At 73.0% G+C, this 13,556-nt stretch carries 6 protein-coding genes; 2 read left to right on the top strand and 4 right to left on the bottom strand.

Translation table 11 applies throughout. The features are described from left to right. Positions 1–12: 12 nt before the first annotated feature. Positions 13–1,062 carry a hypothetical protein gene (locus ACLJPY_RS04450; RefSeq protein ID WP_410586717.1) on the top strand — a complete coding sequence of 350 codons (1,050 nt, stop codon included), beginning with the start codon at positions 13–15 and terminating at the stop codon, positions 1,060–1,062. On the opposite strand, the gene ACLJPY_RS04445 is transcribed toward ACLJPY_RS04450, so the two are convergent. Continuing rightward, a complete protein-coding gene (locus ACLJPY_RS04445; RefSeq protein WP_410586716.1) occupies positions 1,054–1,926 on the bottom strand; it encodes an oxygenase MpaB family protein in 873 nt (290 codons plus the stop codon). The two genes, ACLJPY_RS04450 and ACLJPY_RS04445, sit on opposite strands and share 9 nt — an antisense overlap. Positions 1,927–2,111: 185 nt before the next feature. On the opposite strand from ACLJPY_RS04445, the gene ACLJPY_RS04440 reads away from it, so the two are divergent. Beyond that, positions 2,112–3,101 carry an aspartyl/asparaginyl beta-hydroxylase domain-containing protein gene (locus tag ACLJPY_RS04440; protein ID WP_410586715.1) on the top strand — a complete coding sequence of 330 codons (990 nt, stop codon included), beginning with the start codon at positions 2,112–2,114 and terminating at the stop codon, positions 3,099–3,101. 77 nt (positions 3,102–3,178) lie between these two features. On the opposite strand, the gene ACLJPY_RS04435 is transcribed toward ACLJPY_RS04440, so the two are convergent. The 3 genes from ACLJPY_RS04435 to ACLJPY_RS04425 are packed head-to-tail and all read right to left on the bottom strand — an operon-like array spanning position 3,179 to position 13,553. Next, positions 3,179–3,967, bottom strand: coding sequence for an ABC transporter permease (locus ACLJPY_RS04435; protein WP_410586714.1), 789 nt, complete (start codon positions 3,965–3,967; stop codon positions 3,179–3,181). After that, a complete protein-coding gene (locus ACLJPY_RS04430) occupies positions 3,964–4,926 on the bottom strand; it encodes an ATP-binding cassette domain-containing protein (protein WP_410586713.1) in 963 nt (320 codons plus the stop codon). Before ACLJPY_RS04430 ends, ACLJPY_RS04435 begins: the two co-directional genes overlap by 4 nt. Further along, positions 4,923–13,553, bottom strand: coding sequence for an amino acid adenylation domain-containing protein (locus tag ACLJPY_RS04425; RefSeq protein ID WP_410586712.1), 8,631 nt, complete (start codon positions 13,551–13,553; stop codon positions 4,923–4,925). Before ACLJPY_RS04425 ends, ACLJPY_RS04430 begins: the two co-directional genes overlap by 4 nt. Positions 13,554–13,556: the final 3 nt, after the last annotated feature.

Genomic DNA, 13,556 nt, shown 5'->3' with positions numbered 1-13,556 from the left:
CGAGGTGCTTCGATGAAAACCGACCTCCCCGGCCCGCGGGACGTCCTGGAGATCCCGGCCGGGCATCCGGCCCGCCGACCCGCTGCGTGGGCGTTGTGGTGCAGCGTGCTCACCGGGGCCGTGTTCACCGCTTGGGCGTACGCGACCACGCAGTTCGCCGGCATCAGCCGCAGCACGCCGTGGCAGGACGACCCGTACCACGGGATGATCTCGTTCACCGAATTCCTCGTGCCGGCGGTGACCGCGCTGATGGTGGTGCGGGCTTCGCTGTGGCGGCGCGGGCGGCCGCAGCCGGTGTTCCGGGTCAACCAGATCGCGCGGGCCTGCCTGGTCAGTGCGGCGCTGGTGGCGCTGACCGTCCTGACCGACGTGGTCGCCGTGCTGCTGGCGGCCGACCGCGACCGGTGGGACACCAGGACGCCGTGGCTCGTCGCGAGCCTGCTCCCGCTGGCACTCCTGGCCGGCGCCTGCTTCGCGCTGCACCGGACGGCGCTGCGCCGGCTGCCGCACACCGCGTCCGGCCGGCCGGACGGCGACTGGCTCGACGACCTGGCCGAACTGGTCCGCCGCACCACCGGTGGGCGGCTCGACCGCCCGATCGGCTTCGTCCGCGACCACATCGTGGCCTTTGCCGTGCTGCTCAGCGCGCTCGCGGGCTTCGGCGTCGCCTCGATGCAGGCCCTCGGCGAGGGCGGGGAAAGCCCGCTGCTGTTCGGCATGAGCGTGCTGGTCGGATTCGGCGGATTCCTCGCGTTCTGCCTGATTGCCAACGCGGTCCTGCACATCGCCGAACCGCGCGGCCAGACTGGGCAGCCGGCCGGCCGGCTCCGGAAGGCGACTCGCGTCGCGGTGATCGCCGGCGCGCTGGCCCTTCCGGCGGCCGCGGTCCTGCGCGACCGAATCTGGCAGCTGCTCGGCCACCACGCGGAAGTCGATTCCGTCGGAACCTACGCGGGCATCACGGTGATCACCGCCGCGGCGACGGGGCTGCTCGTGTTCGGCGCGGCCGCCGCCCTGCCGAGCCGGGGCGGCGCGCGGCCCGGCTCGGCCGTGTCACCCTGATCCCGCCCCACCGGCCACGCGGGCGGTCCGGAGTCCCCCAGCCCGGGCCGCCCGCCTTCTCACCCTCAGCACCGCGGGGACATAGCGCAGCCGTTCCGGCAACCACGGCACGCAGGTGCGCACGCCGGCCGCGAAGCGGTCGAAGCGCCGCTGGTCGGCGGGCGTCCACCGCAGCCCCAGCAAGTCGCGTACTTCCGGGGACAGCGTCCCGGTGGTGAGGAACCCCGCGGCGCGGCCGAGGGCCACGCCGGGCAGCCGCCACACCACGGCCGGCAGTGCGGGTGGCGGTGGCGGGTCGCGCAGGTCCGACAGCACCGCCAGCGCCGCGTCCGTGCGTTCGAGCCGTTCGCGGACCATGGTCGCGAAGTAGCCGCGGAACTCGGTCAACGTCGCCGGCATCTCGCGGCCGGGGACGCCCAGGACGTGGCCCAGCTGGACGGAATCGGCGTACAGCCGCTCCTGTTGCCGCGCCGACAGCTCGGGCCCGAACAGCGAACACGAGGCCAGGTACCGCTCGACGAGCGTCGCGTTCACCCAGGCGTACGCCGCTCCGTTCAGCGCGTGGTAGGGACGGCCTTGCGCGTCCACGCCGTGGAACGGCTCGTGCAGCTCCCGCAGCCGTCGTGCTTCGGCGAGAGCCAGCTCGCCGCCGTAGATGTAGCGCAGCATCGAGTCCGACGTCCGGCTCGCCCGGCCCCACTGGTCCGTCCGGAACACCGAGTGCGCGCCGACCGCCGCCGCGACGACCGGGTGCATCACCTGGAGGAGCAGCGTCGACGGAATGACGAGGAACGCGCGCAGCTCCCCGGCCACGTCCCACATCACGCTGTCCGCGCCCAGCGGTTCAGCTGCCCGTTCCGTCATGAACCTCTCCGATCACCGTGAGTTTACCCGCGTCATTCAAGCGCATCCAATGAGCGCAATAGTCGTAATTCACCGCAATCGAGAAGGCGCCCCGCACGCCATTTATCCGTAGTACGATGCCCGCATATTACGCACCTCCACCGACGAAACCCGATATCCGGTATGCACCGGCGAAAGGCGAGCACATGGGAACATCCACGACAGCCGGTCCGCCGGATGCGGTCAAGCTGCTGCCGGTCATCGACCCGGACCGGCTGCGCGCGGATCTGGCGGCGGTGGAAAAGCACTTCCTCGTCCACGCCAACCCGACCGCCGACCACGCCGAGCGCGCGGAGGACGAGCAGACCGGCTGGGACGTCCTCGTCCTGCGCTGCCCCGGCGGCGACCTGGACAAGATCGGCCGGAACGCCGGTGGCCTGGCGGACTTCGCCGACACCGCCTACCTCGAGCTGACCCCGTACGTGCGGGAGATCCTCGACGGCATGAACGTGCCGATCCGCGGCGTGCGGTTCAGTTCGCTGGCCGCGGGCGCCGAGGTCCAGGAACACACCGACAGCCCCTACGGCCTGCCGGTCGGCTGGGTACGGCTGCACATTCCGGTGGAAACCAGCGACGACGCCGTCCTCATCATCAACGGCGCCGACCAACGGTGGAAGCCCGGCGAGTTCTGGTATGCGAACTTCGGGTTGCCCCATTCGCTCTACAACCGGGGTTCCGCGGCCAGGGTCCACCTCATCATCGATTGTTACGTCGCGCCCGGGCTCTTCGAGCTTTTCCCCTCGGACGTGCGCGCGCGGATTGCCGACGACGACGTCATGCTCTTCCGGGAAGAATTCGGGTTGCCCGAACAGCTGCGCACCGTGCGCGGCACGATCCGAATGCCCGCCGCGTTCCTGAAGCCGCACCCGGAACTGCCCACCGCCGCCGAGTGGAACGGCGGCGAGGACACCGAGGGCGAGCTGCGCGTGCAGGATGACCGGCTGGTGCTGCGGCTGGGCGAGCACGAGACCGCCCTCGCACACATCGGGGACGGCGAATTCCGCCCGCTGTGCTGGACGCACGAACAGACCATGGTGCTCGACACCGCGGACGCCACGCCGCGGGTCGTCTTCCGGTATCGCCGCGGCAGCCAGGTGATCGAGACGAGCCGCGAGCAGCCCGCGCTGGCCGGCTGAACCGGCAGTACCGCGAGTGCGCCGCACCGGGCCGGTGCGGCGCACTTTCGCGCGCCGACCCGCGCGATACCCAGCCGTCAGTACTGGCCGAGCGACCCGCGGACCCGGGCCCGGCGGATCCCCACCTCGAACACCAGCACGCCGACTCCCAGGTAGATCCCGGTGTTCAGGAGCAGGCCGGGGAGCCCGCCGTCGGACCACAGCGCACCCAGCGACCGGCCGTCCAGCACGGACGCGCGGAGCATCGTGACGCCTTGCGTACTGGGCAGGCTGTTCGCGATCGTCGTGAGCCAGCGCGGGAACTGGTCCACCGAGAGCAGCGTCCCGTTGGTGAAGATGATCATGTTGATCATCAGGTTCGCGAGCGCCCCGACGTGCTTGAACACCAGCATCGCGCCGCCGATCACCAGGCCGAAGCCGAACAGGCCGGTCAGCGTCAGGGCGAACATCAGCAGGCCACCGCCGGAGACGGGGACCGACACGTGGAAGCTCACCAGGAGCACCAGGTCGAGCACGGCGACCAGGCCGGTGGTCGTGACCAGCGCCGCCACCGCCCGCCCCACCAGCAGCAGCTCCGGCGGGCACACCGACATGCACATCTGCTCGAGGGTGCCGGTCTGCGCCTCGCTGACCAGGTCGATGCCCACCCAGCTGACGAGGTTCACGGCGTAGAACCACACCACGTAACCCAGCAGCGCGGAGGTGAGCTGGCCGCGGTCCATCGAGCCGTGGCCGAGGAAGAACACGAGGAACAGGAAGATGGCGGTCAGCGTGACCAGCTGCATCACCATGTTGAACTTGTAGTACCAGTTGACGCGCAGGCCCTTGCGCGCTTCGGCCAGCACCACCTGCACCGCCGCGGTCATCGCCGCTGCTCCTGCTCGTCCTGGACCACTCGCAAGAAGACTTCCTCCAGCGTCGGCTCGAGGCGGTTGACCCCGAGCACGGTCAGCGACCGGCTGCGTGCCTGCGCCAGGAGTTCGTGCAGCTCCTCCTGGTCGTTGATCTCCCCGGTGAGGGTGCTCTCCCCGGCCCGCGCGGTCACCTCGAAGTTCCGCCAGGCCGGTTCCCGGCCGTCGACGTGGCCGCCGAGCCGGATCTGGTAGCTGTCCTTGCCGAACAGCGCCAGCAGGTCCTTGACCGGCTTGTCGATCAGCATCCGGCCCTGGTGGATGACCGCGACCCGGTCGCACAGGTCCTGGACGACCTCGAGCTGGTGCGAGGTGAGCAGCACCGTGCGGCCCTCCTCGCGGGCCAGCCGGTCCACCCAGAACCGGACGGTGCGCGAGGCCTGCGCGTCCAGGCCCAGCGTCGGCTCGTCGAGCAGGATCACCGGCGGGTCGCCGATCAGCGCGCAGGCGATCGCCACTTTCTGCTGCATGCCCCGGGAGAACCGGGTGACCGGCTCGTGCCTGCGGTCCCACAGCTCCAGGTCCCGCAGCAGCTGCTCGCCCCGGGCCGGCCAGGACTTGCCACGAGCCGCCTTGAGACGGGCGAAATAGCGCAGGTTCTCCCACGCCGAGAGCTGCCAGTAGATGTTGCGCGTGCCTTCCAGCACCGCGCCGATCCGCGCCATCGCCCGGCGTCGCGAACGACGCACGTCGCAGCCGTTGACCCGCAGCTCGCCCGCCGAGGGCGTGACCAGCCCGCAGATCATCTTGATCGTGGTCGTCTTGCCCGCTCCGTTCACCCCGAGCAGGCCGAGGACCTGGCCGTGCTCGATGGCCAGGTCGAGGTCGTCGACGACCCGCCAGGTTCCCGAGCCGGTGCGGTACACCTTGGTCAGCCCGGTCACCTCGACGGCCTTGCCGCTTTCGGAAGTCATGTCTGCATCGCCTGTCCGTTCTCGCCGGGGCGTCGGTCGTCGGTACGGGCCGCCGGGGTCCGCAGGTACTCGGCCAGCGCGGTCACGTGCGGCGGATCGAGCATGGTCAGGTGGTTGCCCGGCACCAGCCGGACGTCGAGGCCGCCGCGGACCAGCGCGCCCCAGCCCCACGCGGGGTCGCTGCCCGCCGGTTCGTCCGGATCGGCGCAGCGCAGCAGCAACGCCGGTCCGGCGTAGGGTTCCGGCCGGTACGCCAGCGCGGCCCGGGTGTGCGCGCGGGCGATGTCCACGTACTGGCGCATCGTGCGCAGGTCCATGTGCTCGGCCAGCAGGCCCGCCCGGTCGGCCAGCGCGACCACGTGCGGCAGGCGTTCGCCTTCGGGCAGCGCGCGCAGCTCCGCCTCGGTCACCGCCAGGTGCTCGGCGAACTCGGCGGCCAGGAACCGCACGTCGTCCATCGCCTCGAACTCGGCGAGCGAGGGGAAGTCCGGCCTGAGGTCCGGGCTGCTGTCGAGGAGCACCAAGCGGGCCACCTCGTGCCCGGCGGCGTGCAGTTGCCGGGCCATCTCGTAGGCGATGAGGCCGCCGAGCGAGTATCCGCACAAGTGGTACGGACCGGACGGCTGCACCTGCCGGATGTCCGCCACGTACGCGGCCGCCATCGCCTCGATGGATTCGTGCGGCGAGCACGCCAGTTCGAGGGAGTGCGCCTGCACGCCGTGGACCGGGCTGTCCCCGGGCAGGACCCGGGCCAGCGAAGTGAAGCAGAAAACCGTGCCGTTCTTCGGGTGGATGCAGAACAGTGGTGGCCGGGCGTTCCCGGCGCGCAACGTGATGACCGAACGCGGCCAGCCGGCGCGGGGCTGCTCCAGCGCTTCGGCGAGTCCGGCCGGTGTCGGGTTGCCGTAGAGGTCGGCCAGCGACACGACGCGGCCGAGCACCCGGCGCAGTTCCCCCACCAGCCGCAAGGCCACCATCGAATGGCCGCCCGCGTCGAAGAAGTTGTCGTGCGCGCCGATCCGCGGCACGTTCAGCACGTCCTGCCAGACCGCGGCGATCACGGCCTGTACCGGCGTCTGCGGCGGGACGTACTCGGCCTCGGCCGTGGGACCGGCGGGCGCGGGCAGCGCGTCCCGGTCGACCTTTCCGTTGCGGGTCAACGGGATTTCGCCGACCGGGACGACGGCCGCGGGCACCATGTAGTCCGGCAGCGCCGACCGGCAGTGCGCGCGCAGGTCTTCGCCCGTGCCTTCGCCGACGACGTAGGCGACGAGGCTCCGGCCGGCGTTGTCGTCCCGGTGCGCGACGACGATCGCCTCCCGCACCGCCGGGTGCGCCCGTAGCACCGCTTCGATCTCGCCGGTCTCGACCCGGAAGCCCCGGATCTTGACCTGGTCGTCGGCGCGGCCGGCGAACTCCAGGACGCCGTCGCCGGTCCAGCGCACGAGATCGCCGGTCCGGTACATCCGGGTTCCCCGGTCGCCGAACGGGTCCGGCAGGAACCGGTCGGCGGTCAGCCCCGGCCGGCCGAGGTAGCCGCGGGCCACGCCGGCACCGGCGACGAACAGCTCGCCGACCGTGCCGGCGGGCACCAGCCGCAGCTGCGCGTCGAGAACGCGGACGGCCATGCCGTCCAGCGGCCGGCCGATCGGGACGGCCGAGGGCACGTCCGCGGCGTCGGTCATCCGGAACCGGGTGGCGAACGTGGTGGTTTCGGTCGGCCCGTAGACGTCGGTCACCGCGAGGCCGGGGCAAGCGGCCAGCACCCGCCGCACGGCGTCCGCGGGCACCGCGTCGCCGCCGGTCCACAGCTCGCGAAGGCCGCTCGGCGCGGACGGCGCGGCGTCGGCCAGCACCCGGAACAGTCCGGACGTGAGGAAAGCCGAGGTCACCTGGTAGCGGGCGAGGAGTTCCCCCAGCTCGTCGATCGTGAGCTCGCCTGCCGGGGCCACGACTGCCTGGCCGCCGGACAGCAGCGGCGCCCAAAGTTCGTACGTGACCGCGTCGAACGCGTGCGGTGAGTGCAGCAGGACCCGTCGATGGCCGTCGGTCCAGGCCGAGTCGGCGGCCAGGGCGACCACGTCCGCGTGCGTGACGGCGACGCCCTTCGGAGTGCCGGTCGAACCGGACGTGTGCATCACGTAGGCCAGCCCGGCCGGACGCACCACGCACTCCGGTGCGGCGGCCGGAAAATCCGCCAGATCCGCCGTGTCGTCGACAACGCGCACGACCGCCGGTCCGGCGACGTCCCGCGCCGCCGAGGCCCGGTCGGTCAGGACGACCTTCGCGACACAGCCGCGGACGATCGCCGCCAGCCGGTCGTCCGGGCTGCGGGCGTCCAGCGGAACGTACGCGCCGCCGGCCTTGAGCACGGCCAGCGTCGAAACGACCAGCTCCACCCCGCGTTGCTGGAGCAGGGCGACCCGGTCTTCGGGACCGACCCCGGCCGCACGCAGCCAGTGCGCCAGGCGGTTCGCCCGCTCGTCCAGCTCACGGTAGGTGACCACTCCCCCGGCGTGCAGCAGCGCGGGCGCATCGGGGATGCGGGTGGCCTGTTCGCCGAACGCCTCGTGCACGCACCGGTCGGACGGCGGCCCACCCGGCGTGCGGCCCCACTTTTCCAGGATCGTCCGGCGCTGGCCGTCCGGGAGGGTCGCCAGGTCCCGTACCGGTTCGCCGGGCGCGGCGGCCATCCGGCCGAGGATCAGGACGAACTGCTCCAGCAGCGCGCGGGCCGAGGCGTCGTCGAAGCGGCCGCGGTCGTGCCACAGCTGCAGGGTCAGCTCTTCGCCCGGCGCGGCAGCTAGGGTCAGCGGGTAGCCGGCCTGCGCGTCGGTCCGCACTTCGCGAACCTGCAACCCGGTCTCGTCGGCGCTGCCGGTCCGGGACGCGGGATAGTTCTCGAACACGACCACGCTGTCGAACAACGGCAGGTCGTGCGGCACGCCGCTGAGGCCGTGGATACGGGTCAGCGGTGTGTGGTCGTGCTGGCGCGACTCGGTGAGCTGCTGCTGCACGTCGGCGAGCCACTCGCCGACCGGCTGCGCGGGCCGGAGCACAGCCCGGACCGGCACCGTGTTGATGAGCAGGCCGACGATGTCGTCCGCGCCGGGCAGCTCCGCCGGACGGCCGGAGACCGTCATACCGAACACGACGTCGTCCGTGCCGAGCCGGCGCGCGACGAGGACCGCCCACGCGGCCTGGACCACGGTGTTCAGCGTGACGTGGCAACGCTTCGCGAGGACGGCGAGCTGCCGGGTCGAAGCCGCGGGCAGCTCGGCTTCCTGGCAGCCCGGCTCGCCGGTGCTTTCGCGGCCGGGCACGACCGGCGGGTGGTACCCGGCCATCAGGTCGCGCCAGTACGCCTCCGCGCGTCGCGGATCCTGCTCGCCGAGCCAGGCCACGTAGTCCCGGAACGGCCGGGCGGGCGCCAGTTCCGCCGGCACCCCGCCGACCCCGGCCTCGTACCGCTGGAACGCCTCACCCGTCACGCGGGGGAAGGACCAGCCGTCGAGCAGCAGGTGGTGATGGCTGAAGACGAAGCGGTGGTCGTCGGCGGCGAGCCGGATCAGGGTGAACCGCAGCAGCGGCGGGCGGTCCAGCTCGAAGCCCCGCGCACGGTCGGCGGCGAGGAACCGGTCGAACCGGCCCTGCTGTTCCGCGGCCGGCGTGTCGCGCCAGTCCAGCTCGGCCCATTCCGGGCTGACCGCGTCGTGCACCACCTGGACCGGCGTGGGCACGCCCGCCCAGTGCACCGACGTACGCAGGACCGGGTGCCGCTGCACCACCGCGTCCCACGCGGCGCGCAGCGCGCCGGGGTCGAGCGGGCCTTCGAGGCGGCAGGTGAACTGTTCGACGTACAGCCCGCCGCCTTGCTCGCTGTGGAAGACCATACCTTCCTGCATCGGCGTGAGCGGGTAGACGTCGGCGACGTCCCGGAGACCGCCGAGCACCCGGTCGAGCGCGTCCTGGTCCAAAGTGGACAGCGGGAAGTCGGAGGGCGTCCACCCGCCGGTCCCCGGCGCGCAGCAGTGCGCGACGAGCGCGCGCAGCCGGTCGGCGAACGACGCCGCGAGCGCTTCGATCGTCGCTTGCCGGTGCACCGTGGTGCTGTAGCCCCAGGCGACTTCGAGCCGGCCGCCGCTGACCGCCGCCGTGACGTCCAGCAGGTTCTCCCGCGGCTCGCCCGGGTCGTGCATCGGCCCGGCGGGCTCCGGCGCGGGCTCCCACAACGACTCGGCCTGGAAGGAACCGTCGAACTGGCCGAGGTAGTTGAACGCCACGTGCGGGCGGTGCGTGGCTCGCGCGTCCGGAGTGCCGCCGAGGTAGCGCAGCAGGCCGTACCCGATGCCTTCCCGCGGCATCGCGCGCTGCTCTTCCTTGACGCGCTTGAGGATCGTGCCCGGATCACCGTCCGCGCCCGCCGGCCCCAAATCGAGCAGCACCGGGTGGAAGCTGGTGAACCAGCCGACGGTGCGCGACAGGTCGAAGCCGTCGGGGGCGGCTCCCCGGCCGTGGCTCTCCAGCTCGACCACCACCCGCGACGTGCCGAGCCAGCCGCCCAGCGCCTGCCCCAGCGCGGTGAGCAGGACGTCGTTGACCCGCGTCCGGTACGCCCGGGGCACCTCGCGCAGCAGAGCGGCTGTCTCGCCGGCGTCGAACACCGTGCGCACGATGTCCACTTCGGACACGGTGGGCGGTTCGGCGGGCGGCGTGTCCAGCGGAACCGCGTTGGCACCGGTCAGTCCGGCCCAATAGGCCGCTTCCCCGCGCACCTCGTCGCTCCGCGCGTATCGGTGCAGGTGCTGAGCCCAGTCGCGGAACGGGGTGGTTTTCGGCGGGAGCGCGGACGGCCCGCGTTCCAGTACCGATTCGAGGTCTTCCAGCAGGATGCGCCACGACACGCCGTCCACGGCCAGGTGGTGCACCACCAGCAGCAGGCGGCAGCCGTCCGGGCCGAGGTCGAACCAGACGGCGGCGACCAGACGGCCGGCCGCGAGATCGAGCCCGGTCTGCGCGCGTTCCGCCGCCGCGGCGATCCGGGCGGCCCGGTCCGCCTCCGGCACGGCCCGGAGGTCCTCCACGGTGAGGATGCGCTCGGGGATGCCGGCGAGCCCGGTCTGCTCCTGCCGCCAGCCTGAGGCAGTCCGCTCGACCCGCAGCCGCAGGGCGTCGTGGTGCCGCAGCAGTTCACGCACCGCCTGCTCCACCGCAGACGGCCGCACCGGACGGCGCGCCCGCAGCATGACGGCCTGGTTGTAGTGGTCCGGAACGGGCGGGCGCTGCTCGGTCAGCATGGCGAGCTGGATCGGGGTCAGCGGCACCGGGCCGGTCACCGGGCCCTGTTCCGCCGGCGGCACGTCGGTCGCGGCGATCGCCCGCGCGGCGGCGGCGAGACTCCGCACGGTCTGGTGCTCGAACACCTGTTTCGGCGTCACGGTCCAGCCCGCCGCGCGGATCCGGGCCACCACCTGCAAGCTCACGATCGAGTCGCCGCCGAGGGCGAAGAAGTTGTCCTCGGCACCGACCGCGTCGAGGCCGAGCACCTCGGCCCAGGCCTGCGCGATCACCCGCTCGGCAGGCGTCGAGGGGACGGCACGCACAGTGGCGGGCGCGGGCGCCGGTGGCGCGGGCAACGCCTTGCGGTCCACCTTTCCGTTGGCGCTCAACGGTATCCGGTCCAGCGGCACGATCGCCGACGGCACCAGGTAGGGCGGCAGGCTCCGGGCCGCGTGGGCCCGCAGTGCCTCCGGCAAGCCGGTGCGGTCCACTCCGGGCGCGAGCACGGCGTAGCCGACCAGGCGGGCGTCGGTCCCCGCGTCGGCGCGCGCCACGACGACCGACGCGGTCACCGCCGGGTGCGCGTCGAGCACCGCTTCCACCTCGCCCGGCTCGACCCGATGGCCCCGGATCTTGACCTGGTGGTCGGCCCGGCCCAGGAACTCGAGGTCGCCGCGGGCGTTCAGGCGGGCGAGGTCGCCGGTGCGGTACAGCCGGGCGCCGGGTTCGCCGAACGGGTCGGGAACGAACCGGGCGGCGGTGAGACCGGGCCGGCCGAGGTAGCCGCGGGCCACCGCGTCGCCGCCGAGGAACAGTTCGCCGGGCACGCCGAGCGGTGCCGGGGCGCCGTGCCGGTCCAGCACGTGCGTCCGGCTGTGCCCGAACGGGCGGCCGACCGGGGTGAGGCCGCCGCCCACGTCGCCCTCATCGGGGCCGGCCTCGAACCAGGTGTTGTCGACGGTCGCCTCGGTGACCCCGTAGGAGTTCACCACGCGACCGCCTGGCCCGACGACGCCGCGGGCGCGCACGTACTCCTGCGCCGGCCACCCGTCGGCACCGGAGATCAGCAGGCGCAGGGCGGCGAGCCGGCGGCCGCGCAGGGCCGTGACGACGTGCCGGAGCACGACCGGGACGAATTCGGCGCAGGTGATCCCCTGCGCGTCCGCCAGCTCGGCCAGCGCGGCCGGTTCGAGTAACAGGTCCCGCGGGCAGAGGACGAGTGCCGCGCCCGAGGCGAGCGCGCGGGCCAGGTCGCCGGTGAACACGTCGAAGGTGGCACTGGCCATCTGCAGGTGCCGGTCGTCCGGTCGCAGGGCATAGGCGACGCGCCAGGCCTCGACGGCGGCGGCGAGGTTGCGGTGGCTCACCTGCACGCCCTTCGGGCGCCCGGTGGATCCGGAGGTGTAGATGACGTAGGCGAGGTTGTCCGCTGCGGCGAGCTTCGGCAGGTTGTCCGCGGCGTGCGCCGTCGTCCGCGGCGGAACCGCCGGAAGGCCGGCCGGAGTGTTCTCTGTGGACTCGGCGACCAGCAGCGCCGCACCCGCGTCGGAGAGCACCGTCGCCTGCCGTTCGCGTGGGTGGTCCGGGTCCACCGGGACGTAGGCGGCACCTGCCTTGAGCACGGCGAGCACAGCGACGACGAGGTCCGGGGAACGGCGCAGCAGCACGCCGACCCGGGTTTCCGGGCCGGCACCGCGCTCGCGCAAGACACGCGCCAGCCGGTTCGCCGCGGCGTTGAGGGCGCCGTAGGTCACGGTACGGCCGTCGCCACCGGTCACCGCGACGGCGTCCGGCCGGGTCTCGGCGTGCTGCTCGACGAGTTCGTGCAGCGACCGGCCGGGGCGGGCGACGCGGCCGGGGCGTCCGGCGGCCAAGACGCGCCCCCGCTCGCCGGGGCCCAGCATCGACAGGTTCCGCAGCGGTTCCGCCGGGTGTGCCACCGCCTCGGCCAGCACCGTCCGGCAGTGCCCGGCCAGCCGCCGCACGGTGTCGGCGGCGAACAGATCCGTGTTGTACTCGAGCGTGCCTTCGAGGCCGTCCGGCGTCTCCCGCAGCGACATGCCGAGGTCGAACTTCGCGGTGGTGCCGAGCAGCGCCTCCCCGCCGGTGAACGGCCGGAGCCGCAGCCGCGGCCACGCGACCTCGCCCGTGGGTGTGTTCTGCAGGTCGAAGAACACCTGCACCAGCGGGTTGTGGCTGAGGGAGCGGTCCGGGCGCAGCGCCTCCACCAGGCGTTCGAACGGCAGGTCCTGGTGGGAGAAGGCGTCCAGGCAGGTGCGGCGCACCCGCGCGACCAGCGATCGGAAGTCCGCGGAGCCGGCGCACGACGTCCGCAGCGCCAGCGTGTTGACGAACAGGCCGATCAGCCCGGTGAGCTCGGGCCGGGTGCGCCCGGCGACCGGCGTGCCCACCACGACGTCGTCGTGGCGGGTGTAGCGCGCCATGGTGGCCGCGAAACCGGCCAGCAGCACCATGAACAGCGTCGCGTCCTGGGCGCGGGCGAGCTCCCGAAGCCGCTCGACCAGGTCGGCGGGCCAGGCGAACACGACCGTCGCGCCGCGGAAGCTCCGCACCGGGGGCCGCGGGAAGTCGGTGGGCAGGTCGGCCAGGTCCGGTGCCCCGGCGAGCTCGTTCCGCCACCAGCCGACCTCACCGGCGAGCCAGTCGCCGGCCAGCCGGTCGCGTTGCCAGGCCGCGTAGTCCTGGTACTGCACCGGCAGCGCGGGCAGCGCCGCCGGACGGCCCTGCGTCCGCGCCAGGTAAACCTCGCCGAGCTCGCGGACCAGGACGCCGAGCGACCAGCCGTCGCTGACGATGTGGTGGGTCACCAGGACCATGACGTGGTCTTGGGCGGAGATCCGGAAGAGGGTCAGCCGCAGCAGCGGCGGGCGGGTCAGGTCGAACGGCAACCGGGCGGCCCGCGCGGCCAGGCCGGACAGCAGTTCCTCGTCCGCCGGTGCCTGGCCGGAGAGGTCCACCACCGACATCGGCGTCGGCACGACCGGCTCGACCGACTGGTGCACACGGCCTTCGCTGCTGTGGAACGCCGACCGCAGGGCGTCGTGGCGGGCCAGGACGGACCGCAGGCCGGCGCGCAGCGAATCCACCCGCAACGGTCCTTCGATCCGGGCGCTCATCGCGATGTGGTAGGTGGGCTGCCCGGGATCCACCTGGTCCAGGAACCACATGCGCAGCTGGGCGAACGAAAGCGGCAGGTCGGCGGCGCGGCCGACCGGGGCGATCCGGTCCGGCTCGGGCGGTGTGATGCCCCGCTTCCGCAGCAGCTGCGCCAGCAACCGCTGCTTCGCGTCCGCGGCCCGGGTGTCGGAGGCGTGCTGGTCGGTCATCGG

Origin of the sequence: Amycolatopsis sp. lyj-23, from assembly GCF_046549135.1 — a bacterium.
Classification (GTDB): Bacteria; Actinomycetota; Actinomycetes; order Mycobacteriales; family Pseudonocardiaceae; genus Amycolatopsis.
The sequence above is the reverse complement of the archived record's forward strand: the minus strand, read 5'-3'. Positions and strand labels throughout refer to the sequence as shown.

Bases quoted from the DNA above. Each gene is read 5' to 3' on its own strand.
- ACLJPY_RS04430 (WP_410586713.1), bottom strand. From the start codon at position 4,926: ATGACTTCCGAAAGCGGCAAGGCCGTCGAGGTGACCGGGCTGACCAAG.
- ACLJPY_RS04425 (WP_410586712.1), bottom strand. From the start codon at position 13,553: ATGACCGACCAGCACGCCTCCGACACCCGGGCCGCGGACGCGAAGCAG.
- ACLJPY_RS04450 (WP_410586717.1), top strand. From the start codon at position 13: ATGAAAACCGACCTCCCCGGCCCGCGGGACGTCCTGGAGATCCCGGCC.
- ACLJPY_RS04445 (WP_410586716.1), bottom strand. From the start codon at position 1,926: ATGACGGAACGGGCAGCTGAACCGCTGGGCGCGGACAGCGTGATGTGG.
- ACLJPY_RS04435 (WP_410586714.1), bottom strand. From the start codon at position 3,967: ATGACCGCGGCGGTGCAGGTGGTGCTGGCCGAAGCGCGCAAGGGCCTG.
- ACLJPY_RS04440 (WP_410586715.1), top strand. From the start codon at position 2,112: ATGGGAACATCCACGACAGCCGGTCCGCCGGATGCGGTCAAGCTGCTG.